The organism is Escherichia fergusonii ATCC 35469, from assembly GCF_000026225.1.
Lineage (GTDB): Bacteria > Pseudomonadota > Gammaproteobacteria > Enterobacterales > Enterobacteriaceae > Escherichia > Escherichia fergusonii.
In genome coordinates this window covers 3339946-3357136 of sequence record NC_011740.1, presented here as the reverse complement: position 1 = coordinate 3357136, position 17191 = coordinate 3339946, and the positions used below count along the sequence as shown (strand labels likewise).

Annotated in this window: 17 protein-coding genes, 2 tRNA genes and 2 rRNA genes; 15 read left to right on the top strand and 6 right to left on the bottom strand. The window is 50.1% G+C overall.

The features are described 5' to 3' along the window. Positions 1-15: 15 nt before the first annotated feature. The 5 genes from EFER_RS16480 to arfA all read left to right on the top strand — a co-directional run bounded on the left by EFER_RS16480 (position 16) and on the right by arfA (position 2614). Entirely contained in the window at positions 16-1005 is a 990-nt protein-coding gene (locus EFER_RS16480; protein ID WP_001162094.1) for a DNA-directed RNA polymerase subunit alpha, read from the top strand. Between the two features lie 40 nt (positions 1006-1045). Beyond that, positions 1046-1429, top strand: coding sequence for a 50S ribosomal protein L17 (gene rplQ, locus EFER_RS16475; RefSeq protein WP_001216368.1), 384 nt, complete (start codon positions 1046-1048; stop codon positions 1427-1429). Between the two features lie 106 nt (positions 1430-1535). Then, the gene (locus tag EFER_RS16470; protein WP_000266527.1) at positions 1536-1904 is read left to right on the top strand and encodes a DnaJ family domain-containing protein; all 369 of its coding nucleotides are present in this window, start codon (positions 1536-1538) and stop codon (positions 1902-1904) included. Positions 1905-1914: 10 nt separating this feature from the next. After that, positions 1915-2340 carry a Zn(2+)-responsive transcriptional regulator gene (gene zntR, locus EFER_RS16465; RefSeq protein ID WP_000285607.1) on the top strand — a complete coding sequence of 142 codons (426 nt, stop codon included), beginning with the start codon at positions 1915-1917 and terminating at the stop codon, positions 2338-2340. A 55-nt stretch (positions 2341-2395) separates the two neighbouring features. After that, a complete protein-coding gene (arfA, locus tag EFER_RS16460) occupies positions 2396-2614 on the top strand; it encodes an alternative ribosome-rescue factor ArfA (protein WP_000092708.1) in 219 nt (72 codons plus the stop codon). Here the strand turns inward: arfA and mscL are convergent. The 5 genes from mscL to def form a co-directional block, all read right to left on the bottom strand. After that, positions 2611-3021 (bottom strand): large-conductance mechanosensitive channel protein MscL, encoded by a 411-nt coding sequence (mscL, locus tag EFER_RS16455; protein WP_000022442.1) that lies wholly within the window; start codon positions 3019-3021, stop codon positions 2611-2613. The two genes, arfA and mscL, sit on opposite strands and share 4 nt — an antisense overlap. Before the next feature lie 129 nt (positions 3022-3150). Next, a complete protein-coding gene (trkA, locus tag EFER_RS16450) occupies positions 3151-4527 on the bottom strand; it encodes a Trk system potassium transporter TrkA (RefSeq protein WP_000691382.1) in 1377 nt (458 codons plus the stop codon). 21 nt (positions 4528-4548) lie between these two features. Next, the gene (gene rsmB / locus EFER_RS16445; RefSeq protein ID WP_002431756.1) at positions 4549-5838 is read right to left on the bottom strand and encodes a 16S rRNA (cytosine(967)-C(5))-methyltransferase RsmB; all 1290 of its coding nucleotides are present in this window, start codon (positions 5836-5838) and stop codon (positions 4549-4551) included. Between the two features lie 45 nt (positions 5839-5883). Beyond that, complete coding sequence (fmt, locus tag EFER_RS16440; RefSeq protein ID WP_000004455.1) at positions 5884-6831, bottom strand: methionyl-tRNA formyltransferase; 948 nt, start codon at positions 6829-6831, stop codon at positions 5884-5886. A gap of 14 nt (positions 6832-6845) precedes the next feature. Then, positions 6846-7355 (bottom strand): peptide deformylase, encoded by a 510-nt coding sequence (gene def / locus EFER_RS16435; RefSeq protein ID WP_000114984.1) that lies wholly within the window; start codon positions 7353-7355, stop codon positions 6846-6848. Between the two features lie 129 nt (positions 7356-7484). On the opposite strand from def, the gene dprA reads away from it, so the two are divergent. Genes dprA through EFER_RS16405 form a run of 6 tightly spaced genes read left to right on the top strand, consistent with a single transcriptional unit; the run spans position 7485 to position 11279 of the window. Beyond that, positions 7485-8609 (top strand): DNA-protecting protein DprA, encoded by a 1125-nt coding sequence (dprA, locus tag EFER_RS16430; protein WP_000228564.1) that lies wholly within the window; start codon positions 7485-7487, stop codon positions 8607-8609. Beyond that, a complete protein-coding gene (gene smg / locus EFER_RS16425) occupies positions 8581-9054 on the top strand; it encodes a DUF494 family protein Smg (RefSeq protein WP_000460672.1) in 474 nt (157 codons plus the stop codon). The genes dprA and smg overlap by 29 nt, the downstream gene beginning before the upstream one ends. Positions 9055-9082: 28 nt before the next feature. Further along, positions 9083-9625 carry a DNA topoisomerase family protein gene (locus EFER_RS16420; RefSeq protein WP_001129717.1) on the top strand — a complete coding sequence of 181 codons (543 nt, stop codon included), beginning with the start codon at positions 9083-9085 and terminating at the stop codon, positions 9623-9625. A 4-nt stretch (positions 9626-9629) separates the two neighbouring features. Continuing rightward, positions 9630-10202 carry an L-threonylcarbamoyladenylate synthase type 1 TsaC gene (gene tsaC, locus EFER_RS16415; protein ID WP_001353637.1) on the top strand — a complete coding sequence of 191 codons (573 nt, stop codon included), beginning with the start codon at positions 9630-9632 and terminating at the stop codon, positions 10200-10202. Positions 10203-10206: 4 nt separating this feature from the next. Continuing rightward, entirely contained in the window at positions 10207-11025 is an 819-nt protein-coding gene (gene aroE, locus EFER_RS16410) for a shikimate dehydrogenase (protein WP_000432883.1), read from the top strand. Further along, the gene (locus tag EFER_RS16405; RefSeq protein WP_001070585.1) at positions 11022-11279 is read left to right on the top strand and encodes a DUF1488 family protein; all 258 of its coding nucleotides are present in this window, start codon (positions 11022-11024) and stop codon (positions 11277-11279) included. Before aroE ends, EFER_RS16405 begins: the two co-directional genes overlap by 4 nt. Here EFER_RS16405 and EFER_RS16400 read toward each other — a convergent pair. Further along, positions 11255-11809 carry a gamma carbonic anhydrase family protein gene (locus EFER_RS16400; RefSeq protein ID WP_001286209.1) on the bottom strand — a complete coding sequence of 185 codons (555 nt, stop codon included), beginning with the start codon at positions 11807-11809 and terminating at the stop codon, positions 11255-11257. The two genes, EFER_RS16405 and EFER_RS16400, sit on opposite strands and share 25 nt — an antisense overlap. 472 nt (positions 11810-12281) lie before the next feature. On the opposite strand from EFER_RS16400, the gene EFER_RS16395 reads away from it, so the two are divergent. From EFER_RS16395 to EFER_RS16380, 4 genes are all read left to right on the top strand, one after another. Then, positions 12282-13823 (top strand): 16S ribosomal RNA (locus EFER_RS16395). 68 nt (positions 13824-13891) lie between these two features. Continuing rightward, positions 13892-13968, top strand: a tRNA-Ile gene (locus EFER_RS16390). A 42-nt stretch (positions 13969-14010) separates the two neighbouring features. Further along, a tRNA-Ala gene (locus EFER_RS16385) sits at positions 14011-14086 on the top strand. A 183-nt stretch (positions 14087-14269) separates the two neighbouring features. Beyond that, positions 14270-17174, top strand: a 23S ribosomal RNA gene (locus tag EFER_RS16380). Together the 16S and 23S rRNA genes with 2 tRNA genes alongside form the textbook arrangement of a ribosomal RNA operon. The last annotated feature ends 17 nt before the right edge of the window (positions 17175-17191 follow it).

The window sequence follows — 17191 nt, the reverse complement described above, 5'->3', positions numbered from 1 at the left end:
CAAAGAGAGGACACAATGCAGGGTTCTGTGACAGAGTTTCTAAAACCGCGCCTGGTTGATATCGAGCAAGTGAGTTCGACGCACGCCAAGGTGACCCTTGAGCCTTTAGAGCGTGGCTTTGGCCATACTCTGGGTAACGCACTGCGCCGTATTCTGCTCTCATCGATGCCGGGTTGCGCGGTGACCGAGGTTGAGATTGATGGTGTACTACATGAGTACAGCACCAAAGAAGGCGTTCAGGAAGATATCCTGGAAATCCTGCTCAACCTGAAAGGGCTGGCGGTGAGAGTTCAGGGCAAAGATGAAGTTATTCTTACCTTGAATAAATCTGGCATTGGCCCTGTGACTGCAGCCGATATCACCCACGACGGTGATGTCGAAATCGTCAAGCCGCAGCACGTGATCTGCCACCTGACCGATGAGAACGCGTCTATTAGCATGCGTATCAAAGTTCAGCGCGGTCGTGGTTATGTGCCGGCTTCTACCCGAATTCATTCGGAAGAAGATGAGCGCCCAATCGGCCGTCTGCTGGTCGACGCATGCTACAGCCCTGTGGAGCGTATTGCCTACAATGTTGAAGCAGCGCGTGTAGAACAGCGTACCGACCTGGACAAGCTGGTCATCGAAATGGAAACCAACGGCACAATCGATCCTGAAGAGGCGATTCGTCGTGCGGCAACCATTCTGGCTGAACAACTGGAAGCTTTCGTTGACTTACGTGATGTACGTCAGCCTGAAGTGAAAGAAGAGAAACCAGAGTTCGATCCGATCCTGCTGCGCCCTGTTGACGATCTGGAATTGACTGTCCGCTCTGCTAACTGCCTTAAAGCAGAAGCTATCCACTATATCGGTGATCTGGTACAGCGTACCGAGGTTGAGCTCCTTAAAACGCCTAACCTTGGTAAAAAATCTCTTACTGAGATTAAAGACGTGCTGGCTTCCCGTGGACTGTCTCTGGGCATGCGCCTGGAAAACTGGCCACCGGCAAGCATCGCTGACGAGTAACCGGATCACAGGTTAAGGTTTTACTGAGAAGGATAAGGTCATGCGCCATCGTAAGAGTGGTCGTCAACTGAACCGCAACAGCAGCCATCGCCAGGCTATGTTCCGCAATATGGCAGGTTCACTGGTTCGTCATGAAATCATCAAGACGACTCTGCCTAAAGCGAAAGAGCTGCGCCGCGTAGTTGAGCCGCTGATTACTCTTGCCAAGACTGATAGCGTTGCTAATCGTCGTCTGGCATTCGCCCGTACTCGTGATAACGAGATCGTGGCAAAACTGTTTAACGAACTGGGCCCGCGTTTCGCGAGCCGTGCCGGTGGTTACACTCGTATTCTGAAGTGTGGCTTCCGTGCAGGCGACAACGCGCCGATGGCTTACATCGAGCTGGTTGATCGTTCAGAGAAAGCAGAAGCTGCTGCAGAGTAATCTGAAGCAACGTAAAAAAACCCGCCCCGGCGGGTTTTTTTATACCCGTAGTATCCCCACTTATCTACAATAGCTGTACTCTTTTTGTTCATCCCCTGGAGTATTTATGTGGTTACTTGACCAGTGGGCAGAGCGTCATATTACTGAGGCACAATCCAAAGGTGAGTTTGATAACCTACCTGGTAGCGGCGAACCATTAATCCTGGATGATGATTCCCACGTGCCACCAGAATTACGTGCGGGGTATCGCTTGTTGAAGAATGCTGGTTGCTTACCGCCAGAACTTGAGCAACGGAGGGAAGCAATTCATCTTATGGATATCCTCGAAGGTATCCGTCACGATGATCCGCAATATCAAGAGATTAGTCGTCGATTGTCATTACTGGAGTTAAAGCTGCGACAAGCAGGATTGAGTACCGATTTTTTACGCGGCGATTATGCTGACAAGTTGTTGAATAAAATCAACGATAACTAGTGGAGTATGTATGTATCGCATTGGTGAGCTGGCAAAAATGGCGGAAGTAACACCCGACACGATTCGTTATTACGAAAAGCAGCAGATGATGGAGCATGAAGTACGTACCGAAGGTGGGTTTCGCCTGTATACCGAAAGCGATCTCCAGCGATTGAAATTTATCCGCCATGCCAGACAACTTGGTTTCAGTCTGGAGTCGATCCGCGAGTTGCTGTCGATCCGTATCGATCCTGAGCACCATACCTGTCAGGAGTCAAAAGGCATTGTGCAGGAAAGATTACAGGAAGTGGAAGCACGGATAGCCGAGTTGCAGAGTATGCAGCGTTCCTTGCAACGCCTTAACGATGCCTGCTGTGGGACCGCCCATAGCAGTGTTTATTGCTCGATTCTTGAAGCCCTTGAACAAGGGGCGAGTGGCGTTAAGAGTGGTTGTTGATTTTTTGCACTGGCGGGATTACACTCGCGCCGTTAAATAACCAACTGGAGTTTTTATGAGCCGATATCAGCATACTAAAGGACAGATAAAAGATAATTCGATAGAAGCATTGCTACATGATCCTTTATTCCGACAGCGTGTAGAGAAAAATAAGAAGGGGAAAGGTAGTTACATGCGAAAAGGAAAACATGGCAATCGGGGAAACTGGGAGGCCAGTGGCAAGAAAGTAAATCACTTTTTTACCACTGGCCTTCTGCTTTCAGGGGCTTTTTAAGAGCGATTATTCTGCTCTTTTAGCAAATCACGGATCTCGGTCAGTAAAACTTCTTCTTTGGTTGGCGCTGGCGCGGCTGCCGGTTCTTCTTTCTTACGATTCAGTTTGTTGATTAGCTTAATTGCCATAAAGATGGCAAAGGCGACAATCAGAAAATCAAATACGTTTTGAATGAAGACACCGTAATGCATGACGACAGCGGGGATATCCCCTTGCGCATCGCGTAGCGTGACAGCAAACTGTTTAAAGTCGATCCCACCAATTAATAAACCCAGCGGCGGCATGATGATATCTGCAACCAGTGAAGAGACAATCTTACCGAAGGCCGCACCGATAATGACACCCACTGCCAAATCCACCACATTTCCGCGCATTGCAAATTCGCGAAATTCTTTAATAATGCTCATGTTATTCTCCCTATAAAGCCGACAATCATAAGTCTAACAAATGTTAAGCTATTTTCCTGCCGGGAATGAATTTAATTAATCCTTGAAAAGAAAAGGGAAATAATAAGGCGCCAGAAGACGCCTTATTAATTACAAGAAGAAAGGACTTGGCTGGAAGAGACGTTCGACGTCGGTAATAAACTTTTTGTCCGTCAGGAACATAATTACATGATCGCCTTGCTCAATACGCAGATTGTCATTGGCAATCATCACATCATTGCCGCGTACTACAGCACCAATAATCGTTCCTGGTGGTAGCTTGATTTCATCAATGACTCTGCCCACAACGCGTGAGGTGCTTTCATCACCGTGAGCAACAGCTTCAATAGCTTCTGCAACACCGCGGCGCAATGAGGAAACACCAACAATATCGGCTTTTCGCACGTGACTAAGCAACGCAGAGATGGTCGCTTGTTGCGGTGAAATTGCAATATCGATCACGCTCCCCTGAACCAGATCCACATAAGCGCGACGCTGGATCAATACCATCACCTTTTTCGCACCCATACGTTTGGCAAGCATGGCGGACATGATATTGGCTTCGTCATCGTTGGTGACGGCAATAAACAGATCAACTTGATCGATATGTTCTTCGGCCAGCAGTTCTTGATCCGACGCATCACCAAAAAAGACGATCGTATTCTGCAACTTTTCCGCCAGTTCGGCAGCGCGCTGCTGATTACGTTCGATGAGTTTAACGCTGTAATCTTTTTCCAGACGACGCGCCAGCCCTGCACCGATATTACCACCACCAACCAGCATGATCCGCTTATACGGTTTTTCCAGTCGCTGTAATTCACTCATCACCGCGCGGATATGCTGTGAAGCGGCAATAAAGAACACTTCATCACCCGCTTCAACAATGGTCGAACCTTGCGGACGAATGGGGCGATCGTGGCGGAAAATTGCTGCCACACGAGTATCGATATGTGGCATATGTTCGCGCATGGTCGAAAGTGCATTACCAATCAGCGGGCCGCCATAATAGGCTTTAACCACAGCCAGGCTGACTTTACCCTCCGCGAAGTTCACCACCTGCAATGCGCCGGGATACTCAATCAGTCGGTAAATATTATCGATAACCAACTGCTCTGGTGCGATCAGATGATCAATCGGCACAGCATCTGAATGAAATAGCTTATCGGCATCGCGCACGTAGTCTGGTGAGCGGATACGAGCGATGCGATTAGGGGTGTTGAAAAGTGAGTAGGCTACCTGGCAGGCAACCATATTGGTTTCATCTGAACTGGTTACAGCAACCAGCATATCGGCGTCGTCGGCACCTGCCTCCCGCAATACGCGTGGATGAGAGCCATGCCCCTGCACGACCCGCAGGTCAAATTTATCCTGCAAGGTCCGCAGACGCTCACCGTTGGTATCGACAACAGTAATATCGTTGTTCTCGCCAACCAGGTTTTCCGCCAGTGTGCCGCCAACCTGGCCGGCACCCAGAATGATAATTTTCATCAGTCGCGACCCGTTATCTCATCACTTTTTGATTAGCTTAGCGTAAAAGAAGCCGTCGCCCTCTTCGGCACCAGGCAGATTTTGTTTACCCGGTTGCTCTGGTGTTCCTGTTTCGCAAAGTTCGGCATCAGCGGTACGTTGCAAAAAGGCTTTAATCTGCAGGCTATTCTCTTCCGGTAACACCGAACAGGTGGCATAGATCAGGATTCCACCGGATTTTAAATGCGGCCAAATGGCGTCGAGAATTTCAGACTGCAATTGCGCGAGTTCCGGGATATCGCGATCGCGACGTAACCATTTAATATCCGGATGGCGACGAATCACACCGGTTGCTGAACAAGGCGCATCTAATAAAATGCGATCAAACTGTTGCTCGCCACACCATTGGGAAGGGTAGCGGCCATCACCTTGTTTCACGGTCGCCTTCATACCAAGGCGTTTTAAATTGTCGTAAACGCGAGAGAGGCGCTGTTCGTCAATATCAACCGCAACAACCTGCGCTTCTGGCGCCACCTCAAGGATATGCGTTGTTTTACCGCCGGGGGCAGCGCAAAGATCCAGAATGTGTTCACCGTTTTGTGGCGCAAGCCAGGCCATGCAACCTTGTGCTGATGCATCCTGAACGGTAACCCATCCTTCTTCAAAACCTGGTAGCACATGAACAGGTGCAGGTGTTTCCAGCCGTACAGCATCAGGGTAATCCGCATGCGGGAAACCTTTCATTCCTGCTTCATCCAGCAATGCAAGCCAGCTGTCGCGGGAATGATGCGTACGATTAACGCGCAGCCACATTGGCGGACGCTGGTTATTGGCTTCAATGATGGATTGCCATTGCTCTGGATACGCTTTTTGCAGACGCTTCAGCAACCAGGAAGGATGCAGATAACGTGCATCACTGGCATTAAACTCGGCTAATAACTCTTCTTGCTGACGCTGGAACTGGCGTAATACGCCGTTAATCAACCCTTTAAGTTGCGGACGCTTAATTGCGACAGCACCTTCAACCGTTTCAGCCAGCGCAGCATGAGGTGGAATGCGGGTATAAAGCAGTTGATACAAACCAACCATAATCAGGTAATGCACAGTGCGCTGTTTGCCGGTCATCGGACGGGCCATTAACTTATTAATCAGCCAGTCTAACTGTGAAAGCGTACGCAGTACGCCAAAGCACAACTCTTGAAGAAGTGCTTTGTCTTTATCAGAAACTTTTTGCTGGAGCGGTGGCAGAATGTTGCTTAATGATTGCCCTTGCTCGACGACTTGTTCAACGGCCTGTGCCGCCATGCTACGTAAATTACGTTGTTTTTTCATAAGTATAAAAATGCCCGGCAAGACCGGGCTTAGAAGAGTGGACTATCAGACCAGACGGTTGCCCGGAACAAACCATTCCCGACGAGAATTCAGGAGGTCTTGCGCGCTCATCGCTTTCTTACCCGCAGGTTGTAACGAGAGCAGGTTCAGGATGCCACCACCAGTCGCAACCTGAATGCCTTGTTTATTGGCTTCAAGGATCGTTCCTGGTGCAGCGTTGGTTGCCGTATCAATGACCGACGCTTTCCAGACTTTAACCGGCTGTCCTTCAATTTCCAGCCAGCTCATTGGCCATGGATTGAAAGCGCGAATGCAGCGTTCAAGCTGCGCTGCCGAAAGCGACCAGTCAATACGCGCTTCTTCTTTACTCAACTTTTCGGCGTAAGTGACAAGAGTTTCGTCCTGAACTTCTGGTTTCGCCGTGCCGTCTGCCAGTTGTTTCAATGTGGTGATAAGCCCTTGTGGGCCAAGCTCTGCCAGCTTGTCGTACAGCGTACCACTGGTATCTTCTGCAGTAATCGGGCAGGAGAGCTTATAGAGCATGTCACCGGTGTCTAAACCAACATCCATTTGCATAATGGTCACACCAGTTTCTGCATCACCCGCCCATAGTGAGCGTTGGATTGGTGCAGCACCGCGCCAGCGTGGCAGCAGTGAACCATGAACGTTGATACAGCCAAGACGCGGCATCTCCAGCACAGCTTTCGGCAGAATTAAACCATAGGCGACGACGACCATAACATCAGCCTGCAGGTCGGCGACCAGTTGCTGGTTTTCTTGTGGACGCAGGGAAACAGGTTGAAAAACGGGCAGACCTTTTTCCTCAGCCAGAACTTTAACCGGGCTGGGCATCAGTTTTTTACCGCGTCCTGCCGGTCGGTCTGGCTGGGTGAACACGCCAACGACGTTATGACCAGAAGACAACAGCGCGTCGAGATGACGCGCTGCAAAGTCAGGTGTACCCGCAAAAATAATACGTAGTGATTCTGACACGTTAATTCTTATCCTTAAGCCCGGGCTTTCAGACGATCCAGTTTTTCAACTTTCTGACGAATACGTTGTTGTTTCAGCGGTGACAGATAATCCATAAACAGTTTGCCGACCAGGTGATCCATCTCATGCTGAATACAGATGGCTAACAGACCGTCTGCTTCCAGTTCAAATGGTTTACCGTCGCGGTCCAGGGCGCGAATTTTAACTTTCTCTGCGCGTGGCACTAAAGCACGTTGTTCAGGGATCGACAGGCAACCTTCTTCAATGCCTGTTTCGCCGCTTTTTTCTAAAAGCTCCGGATTGATTAACACCAGCCGTTCGTCACGGTTTTCCGAAACATCAATAACAATGATACGTTGATGGATATCAACCTGGGTTGCCGCCAGGCCAATACCTTCTTCTGCGTACATCGTCTCGAACATATCATCGACGATACGCTGAATTTCTGCATTCACTTCTTCTACCGGTTTAGCAACTTTGCGAAGCCGCTCGTCCGGAATATGTAACACTTGCAAAACTGACATAAATCTCCAGAGATGTGTTCAGGAGTTAGAAAGATTATTTCTTCTATTCTAGACAAATCCCCCTCTGATTGACAGCATCACTGACCAATCGCAAAGATTGCTAAGGCTGCTTATGGCAGGGAGATAAGGATGGTCGATACAGAAATTTGGCTGCGTTTAATGAGCGTCAGCAGCTTGTACGGCGATGATATGGTCCGTATAGCTCACTGGCTGGCAAAACAGTCGCATATTGATGCGGTTGTATTGCAGCAAACAGGGCTTACATTGCGGCAGGCACAACGCTTTCTTTCATTTCCGCCAAAGAGTATTGAGAGCTCACTTTGTTGGTTGAATCAACCAAACCATCATTTAATCTCAGCGGATAGTGAATTTTATCCTTCCCAACTTCTGGCGACAGCAGATTACCCCGGTGCGCTGTTTGTTGCTGGAGAACTGCGCGCATTGCATTCATTTCAGCTTGCTGTAGTGGGGAGTCGGGCGCATTCATGGTATGGCGAACGCTGGGGACGATTATTTTGCGAAACTCTGGCGACGCGTGGAGTGACAATTACGAGTGGACTGGCGCGAGGAATCGATGGTGTGGCGCATAAAGCGGCCTTGCAGGTGAATGGCGTCAGCATTGCTGTATTGGGGAATGGACTTAATACCATTCATCCCCGCCGCCATGCCCGGCTGGCTACCAGTCTGCTTGAACATGGCGGAGCTCTCGTCTCGGAATTTCCCCTCGATGTTCCACCTCTTGCTTACAATTTCCCGCGAAGAAATCGCATTATCAGTGGTCTAAGTAAAGGTGTACTTGTGGTGGAAGCTGCTTTGCGCAGTGGTTCGCTGGTGACAGCGCGTTGTGCGCTTGAACAGGGGCGAGAAGTTTTTGCCTTGCCAGGTCCAATAGGGAATCCGGGAAGCGAAGGGCCTCACTGGTTAATAAAACAAGGTGCGATTCTTGTGACGGAACCGGAAGAAATTCTGGAAAACTTGCAATTTGGATTGCACTGGTTGCCAGACGCGCCTGAAAATTCATTTTATTCACCAGATCAGGAAGACGTGGCATTGCCATTTCCTGAGCTCCTGGCTAACGTAGGAGATGAGGTAACACCTGTTGACGTCGTCGCTGAACGTGCCGGCCAACCTGTGCCAGAGGTAGTTACTCAACTACTCGAACTGGAGTTAGCAGGATGGATCGCAGCTGTACCCGGCGGCTATGTCCGATTGAGGAGGGCATGCCATGTTCGACGTACTAATGTATTTGTTTGAAACCTATATTCACACAGAAGCTGAGTTGCGTGTGGATCAGGACAAACTTGAACAGGATCTTACCGACGCAGGATTTGATCGAGAAGATATCTACAATGCCCTGCTTTGGCTGGAAAAGCTTGCGGATTATCAGGAAGGACTGGCAGAACCGATGCAACTGGCCTCTGATCCACTCTCCATGCGTATTTATACCCCTGAAGAGTGTGAAAGACTGGATGCCAGCTGTCGTGGTTTTCTGCTTTTCCTTGAGCAAATTCAGGTGCTTAACCTTGAAACCCGTGAAATGGTGATAGAGCGAGTGCTCGCGCTGGATACCGCTGAGTTCGACCTGGAAGACCTGAAATGGGTAATCCTGATGGTGTTGTTCAATATTCCGGGCTGCGAAAATGCGTACCAGCAAATGGAAGAATTACTCTTTGAAGTGAATGAAGGTATGCTGCATTAATCATTTCTTTAATTCAGCATAAGTTGTTATGGCGAAATCAGCACTGTTCACGGTGCGTAATAATGAGTCCTGCCCAAAGTGCGGGGCTGAACTGGTTATTCGATCCGGGAAACACGGTCCGTTTCTTGGATGCTCACAGTATCCGGCGTGTGACTACGTCCGTCCTCTGAAATCTTCAGCGGATGGACATATCGTCAAAGTTCTGGAGGGACAGATTTGCCCTGCATGCGGCGCAAATCTGGTCTTACGCCAGGGGCGCTTTGGTATGTTTGTTGGTTGCAGTAAGTATCCTGAATGCGAACATACCGAACTTATCGATAAACCGGACGAAACAGCAATTACCTGTCCTCAATGTCGGACGGGCCATCTGGTCCAGCGCCGCTCCCGTTATGGCAAAACATTTCATTCCTGTGATCGCTACCCGGAGTGTCAATTTGCCATTAACTTCAAACCTATAGCCGGAGAATGCCCTGAGTGTCATTATCCGCTACTCATCGAAAAGAAAACCGCGCAGGGTGTAAAACACTTTTGTGCCAGTAAACAATGTGGAAAGCCGGTTTCGGCGGAATAATAACGTGAATAATAACCTGCAAGGAGACGCTATCGCAGCTGCGATAGATGTCCTCAATGAAGAACGTGTCATCGCCTATCCCACGGAAGCCGTTTTCGGTGTCGGGTGCGATCCTGATAGCGAAACAGCAGTGATGAGACTGTTGGAACTAAAACAGCGTCCGGTTGATAAGGGGCTGATTTTAATCGCGGCAAATTACGAGCAGCTTAAACCCTATATTGATGACTGCATGCTGACTGATGCGCAGCGTGAAACCATTTTTTCTCGCTGGCCAGGTCCCGTCACCTTTGTCTTTCCCGCGCCTGCGACAACACCGCGCTGGTTGACAGGCCGCTTTGATTCGCTTGCTGTACGAGTCACCGACCATCCGTTGGTGGTTGCTTTGTGCCAGGCTTATGGTAAACCGCTGGTTTCTACCAGTGCCAACTTGAGTGGATTGCCGCCTTGTCGAACAGTAGACGAAGTTCGCGCACAATTTGGCGCAGCGTTCCCGGTTGTGCCTGGTGAAACGGGAGGGCGTTTAAATCCTTCAGAAATCCGCGATGCCCTGACGGGTGAACTGTTTCGACAGGGGTAACATAATGGAAAACTATGCTGTTTTTGGTAATCCAATAGCCCACAGCAAATCGCCATTCATTCATCAGCAATTTGCTCAGCAATTGAATATTGAACATCCCTATGGGCGCGTGCTGGCACCTATCAATGATTTCATTAACACACTGAACGCTTTCTTTAGTGCTGGTGGTAAAGGAGCGAATGTGACGGTGCCTTTTAAAGAAGAGGCCTTTGCCAGAGCTGATGAACTTACTGAACGGGCAGCGTTGGCTGGTGCTGTTAATACCCTCAAACGGTTAGAAGATGGACGCCTGCTGGGTGACAATACCGATGGCGTAGGCTTGTTAAGCGATCTGGAACGTCTGTCTTTTATCCGCCCTGGTTTACGTATTCTACTCATCGGCGCTGGTGGGGCGTCTCGTGGTGTATTACTTCCACTCCTTTCTCTGGACTGCGCGGTGACAATCACTAATCGGACGGTATCCCGCGCGGAAGAGTTGGCTAAATTGTTTGCGCACACGGGCAGTATTCAGGCGTTGGGTATGGACGAACTGGAGGGGCATGAGTTCGATCTCATTATTAATGCAACATCCAGTGGCATCAGTGGTGATATTCCCGCGATCCCGGCATCGCTCATTCATTCAGGCATGTGTTGCTATGACATGTTCTATCAGAAAGGAAAAACACCTTTTCTGGCATGGTGTGAGCTGCGAGGTTCAAAGCGTAATGCGGATGGATTGGGGATGCTGGTGGCACAGGCGGCTCATGCCTTTCTTCTCTGGCACGGTGTTCTGCCTGACATAGAACCAGTTATAAAGCAATTGCAGGAGGAGTTGTCCGCGTGAATCAGGCCATCCAGTTTCCGGACAGGGAAGAGTGGAACGAGAGTAAAAAATGCGTTTGTTTTCCCGCTCTTGTAAATGGTATGCAGCTCACTTGCGCTATTACTGGAGAGAGTCTGGCGAACCGCTTTGCAGGAGATACGCCAGAACAGTGGTTAGCGAGTTTTCGTCAGCATCGCTGGGACCTGGAAGAAGAAGCAGAAAGCTTGATTCAGGATCAAAGCGAAGATGATCAAGGTTGGGTTTGGTTACCCTGATCCAGATACTCGTCCTTCCATTTCACGTAGTTATTCGCGGAATAGCGTAACCCGGCCTTCTCTTCATCACTTAATGGGCGGATCTGTTTGACGGGGCTACCGAGATACAGATATCCGCTCTCCAGCCGTTTATTTTGTGGGACCAGGCTACCCGCACCAATCATCACATCATCTTCTACTATTGCACCATCAAGTAAAATTGATGCCATCCCAACCAACACTCGATTGCCAATGGTACAGCCGTGGAGCATCACCTTATGACCAACAGTGACATCTTCGCCAATGGTTAATGGGTTGCCATCTGGGTTGTATGAGGACTTATGGGTGACATGCAACATACTGCCATCCTGGATATTGGTGCGTGCTCCAATCTGTACATAATGTACATCACCACGAATCACAACGAGTGGCCAGATCCCCACATCATCAGCCAAACGAACGTCACCGATCACTACACTACTATCGTCGATCATTACGCGCTGACCGATTTGTGGAAAAAGATCGCGGTATGGGCGTAAAACATCAGACATACTTACCTCAACAATAAATGATTTACTAATGACTTTGGGTGCATTATTGGCCTTGTGCAAGTCTTTTAGTATGCAAAAAAGCACCGTTTTGTGTGCGAATGCAGCAAAAAGGGTGAAAAAACAACAAACAGAAAAAAAGATCAAAAAAGTACTTGTGCAAAAAAATGGGATCCCTATAATGCGCCTCCGTTGAGACGACAATGTGAAACACTTCACAAGATGGTCGGAACAACGAAGAGAAAAAATCCTGAAATTCAGGGTTGACTCTGAAAGAGGAAAGCGTAATATACGCCACCTCGCGACAGTGAGCTGAAAGCCGCGTCGCAACTGCTCTTTAACAATTTATCAGACAATCTGTGTGGGCACTCGAAGATACGGATTCTTAACGTCGCAAGACGAAAAATGAATACCAAGTCTCAAGAGTGAACACGTAATTCATTACGAAGTTTAATTCTTTGAGCATCAAACTTTTAAATTGAAGAGTTTGATCATGGCTCAGATTGAACGCTGGCGGCAGGCCTAACACATGCAAGTCGAACGGTAACAGGGATCAGCTTGCTGATTCGCTGACGAGTGGCGGACGGGTGAGTAATGTCTGGGAAACTGCCTGATGGAGGGGGATAACTACTGGAAACGGTAGCTAATACCGCATAACGTCGCAAGACCAAAGAGGGGGACCTTCGGGCCTCTTGCCATCGGATGTGCCCAGATGGGATTAGCTAGTAGGTGGGGTAACGGCTCACCTAGGCGACGATCCCTAGCTGGTCTGAGAGGATGACCAGCCACACTGGAACTGAGACACGGTCCAGACTCCTACGGGAGGCAGCAGTGGGGAATATTGCACAATGGGCGCAAGCCTGATGCAGCCATGCCGCGTGTATGAAGAAGGCCTTCGGGTTGTAAAGTACTTTCAGCGGGGAGGAAGGGAGTAAAGTTAATACCTTTGCTCATTGACGTTACCCGCAGAAGAAGCACCGGCTAACTCCGTGCCAGCAGCCGCGGTAATACGGAGGGTGCAAGCGTTAATCGGAATTACTGGGCGTAAAGCGCACGCAGGCGGTTTGTTAAGTCAGATGTGAAATCCCCGGGCTCAACCTGGGAACTGCATCTGATACTGGCAAGCTTGAGTCTCGTAGAGGGGGGTAGAATTCCAGGTGTAGCGGTGAAATGCGTAGAGATCTGGAGGAATACCGGTGGCGAAGGCGGCCCCCTGGACGAAGACTGACGCTCAGGTGCGAAAGCGTGGGGAGCAAACAGGATTAGATACCCTGGTAGTCCACGCCGTAAACGATGTCGACTTGGAGGTTGTGCCCTTGAGGCGTGGCTTCCGGAGCTAACGCGTTAAGTCGACCGCCTGGGGAGTACGGCCGCAAGGTTAAAACTCAAATGAATTGACGGGGGCCCGCACAAGCGGTGGAGCATGTGGTTTAATTCGATGCAACGCGAAGAACCTTACCTGGTCTTGACATCCACGGAAGTTTTCAGAGATGAGAATGTGCCTTCGGGAACCGTGAGACAGGTGCTGCATGGCTGTCGTCAGCTCGTGTTGTGAAATGTTGGGTTAAGTCCCGCAACGAGCGCAACCCTTATCCTTTGTTGCCAGCGGTCCGGCCGGGAACTCAAAGGAGACTGCCAGTGATAAACTGGAGGAAGGTGGGGATGACGTCAAGTCATCATGGCCCTTACGACCAGGGCTACACACGTGCTACAATGGCGCATACAAAGAGAAGCGACCTCGCGAGAGCAAGCGGACCTCATAAAGTGCGTCGTAGTCCGGATTGGAGTCTGCAACTCGACTCCATGAAGTCGGAATCGCTAGTAATCGTGGATCAGAATGCCACGGTGAATACGTTCCCGGGCCTTGTACACACCGCCCGTCACACCATGGGAGTGGGTTGCAAAAGAAGTAGGTAGCTTAACCTTCGGGAGGGCGCTTACCACTTTGTGATTCATGACTGGGGTGAAGTCGTAACAAGGTAACCGTAGGGGAACCTGCGGTTGGATCACCTCCTTACCTTAAAGAACTGTTCTTTGCAGTGCTCACACAGATTGTCTGATGAAAATGAGCAGTAAAACCTCTACAGGCTTGTAGCTCAGGTGGTTAGAGCGCACCCCTGATAAGGGTGAGGTCGGTGGTTCAAGTCCACTCAGGCCTACCAAATTTGCACCGCAAATTTGAAGAGGTTTTAACTACATGTTATGGGGCTATAGCTCAGCTGGGAGAGCGCCTGCTTTGCACGCAGGAGGTCTGCGGTTCGATCCCGCATAGCTCCACCATCTCTGTAGTGATTAAATAAAAAATACTTCAGAGTGTACCTGCAAAGGTTCACTGCGAAGTTTTGCTCTTTAAAAATCTGGATCAAGCTGAAAATTGAAACACTGAACAACGCAAGTTGTTCGTGAGTCTCTCAAATTTTCGCAACACGATGATGAGTCGAAAGAAACATCTTCGGGTTGTGAGGTTAAGCGACTAAGCGTACACGGTGGATGCCCTGGCAGTCAGAGGCGATGAAGGACGTGCTAATCTGCGATAAGCGTCGGTAAGGTGATATGAACCGTTATAACCGGCGATTTCCGAATGGGGAAACCCAGTGTGATTCGTCACACTATCATTAACTGAATCCATAGGTTAATGAGGCGAACCGGGGGAACTGAAACATCTAAGTACCCCGAGGAAAAGAAATCAACCGAGATTCCCCCAGTAGCGGCGAGCGAACGGGGAGAAGCCCAGAGCCTGAATCAGTGTGTGTGTTAGTGGAAGCGTCTGGAAAGGCGCGCGATACAGGGTGACAGCCCCGTACACAAAAATGCACATATTGTGAGCTCGATGAGTAGGGCGGGACACGTGGTATCCTGTCTGAATATGGGGGGACCATCCTCCAAGGCTAAATACTCCTGACTGACCGATAGTGAACCAGTACCGTGAGGGAAAGGCGAAAAGAACCCCGGCGAGGGGAGTGAAAAAGAACCTGAAACCGTGTACGTACAAGCAGTGGGAGCCTCTTTATGGGGTGACTGCGTACCTTTTGTATAATGGGTCAGCGACTTATATTCTGTAGCAAGGTTAACCGAATAGGGGAGCCGAAGGGAAACCGAGTCTTAACTGGGCGTTAAGTTGCAGGGTATAGACCCGAAACCCGGTGATCTAGCCATGGGCAGGTTGAAGGTTGGGTAACACTAACTGGAGGACCGAACCGACTAATGTTGAAAAATTAGCGGATGACTTGTGGCTGGGGGTGAAAGGCCAATCAAACCGGGAGATAGCTGGTTCTCCCCGAAAGCTATTTAGGTAGCGCCTCGTGAATTCATCTCCGGGGGTAGAGCACTGTTTCGGCAAGGGGGTCATCCCGACTTACCAACCCGATGCAAACTGCGAATACCGGAGAATGTTATCACGGGAGACACACGGCGGGTGCTAACGTCCGTCGTGAAGAGGGAAACAACCCAGACCGCCAGCTAAGGTCCCAAAGTCATGGTTAAGTGGGAAACGATGTGGGAAGGCCCAGACAGCCAGGATGTTGGCTTAGAAGCAGCCATCATTTAAAGAAAGCGTAATAGCTCACTGGTCGAGTCGGCCTGCGCGGAAGATGTAACGGGGCTAAACCATGCACCGAAGCTGCGGCAGCGACGCTTATGCGTTGTTGGGTAGGGGAGCGTTCTGTAAGCCTGTGAAGGTGTGCTGTGAGGCATGCTGGAGGTATCAGAAGTGCGAATGCTGACATAAGTAACGATAAAGCGGGTGAAAAGCCCGCTCGCCGGAAGACCAAGGGTTCCTGTCCAACGTTAATCGGGGCAGGGTGAGTCGACCCCTAAGGCGAGGCCGAAAGGCGTAGTCGATGGGAAACAGGTTAATATTCCTGTACTTGGTGTTACTGCGAAGGGGGGACGGAGAAGGCTATGTTGGCCGGGCGACGGTTGTCCCGGTTTAAGCGTGTAGGCTGGTTTTCCAGGCAAATCCGGAAAATCAAGGCTGAGGCGTGATGACGAGGCACTACGGTGCTGAAGTGACAAATGCCCTGCTTCCAGGAAAAGCCTCTAAGCATCAGGTAACAACAAATCGTACCCCAAACCGACACAGGTGGTCAGGTAGAGAATACCAAGGCGCTTGAGAGAACTCGGGTGAAGGAACTAGGCAAAATGGTGCCGTAACTTCGGGAGAAGGCACGCTGATATGTAGGTGAAGCGACTTGCTCGTGGAGCTGAAATCAGTCGAAGATACCAGCTGGCTGCAACTGTTTATTAAAAACACAGCACTGTGCAAACACGAAAGTGGACGTATACGGTGTGACGCCTGCCCGGTGCCGGAAGGTTAATTGATGGGGTTAGCGGTAACGCGAAGCTCTTGATCGAAGCCCCGGTAAACGGCGGCCGTAACTATAACGGTCCTAAGGTAGCGAAATTCCTTGTCGGGTAAGTTCCGACCTGCACGAATGGCGTAATGATGGCCAGGCTGTCTCCACCCGAGACTCAGTGAAATTGAACTCGCTGTGAAGATGCAGTGTACCCGCGGCAAGACGGAAAGACCCCGTGAACCTTTACTATAGCTTGACACTGAACATTGAGCCTTGATGTGTAGGATAGGTGGGAGGCTTTGAAGTGTGGACGCCAGTCTGCATGGAGCCGACCTTGAAATACCACCCTTTAATGTTTGATGTTCTAACGTGGACCCGTGATCCGGGTTGCGGACAGTGTCTGGTGGGTAGTTTGACTGGGGCGGTCTCCTCCTAAAGAGTAACGGAGGAGCACGAAGGTTGGCTAATCCTGGTCGGACATCAGGAGGTTAGTGCAATGGCATAAGCCAGCTTGACTGCGAGCGTGACGGCGCGAGCAGGTGCGAAAGCAGGTCATAGTGATCCGGTGGTTCTGAATGGAAGGGCCATCGCTCAACGGATAAAAGGTACTCCGGGGATAACAGGCTGATACCGCCCAAGAGTTCATATCGACGGCGGTGTTTGGCACCTCGATGTCGGCTCATCACATCCTGGGGCTGAAGTAGGTCCCAAGGGTATGGCTGTTCGCCATTTAAAGTGGTACGCGAGCTGGGTTTAGAACGTCGTGAGACAGTTCGGTCCCTATCTGCCGTGGGCGCTGGAGAATTGAGGGGGGCTGCTCCTAGTACGAGAGGACCGGAGTGGACGCATCACTGGTGTTCGGGTTGTCATGCCAATGGCACTGCCCGGTAGCTAAATGCGGAAGAGATAAGTGCTGAAAGCATCTAAGCACGAAACTTGCCCCGAGATGAGTTCTCCCTGACCCTTTAAGGGTCCTGAAGGAACGTTGAAGACGACGACGTTGATAGGCCGGGTGTGTAAGCGCAGCGATGCGTTGAGCTAACCGGTACTAATGAACCGTGAGGCTTAACCTTACAACGCCGAAGGTGTT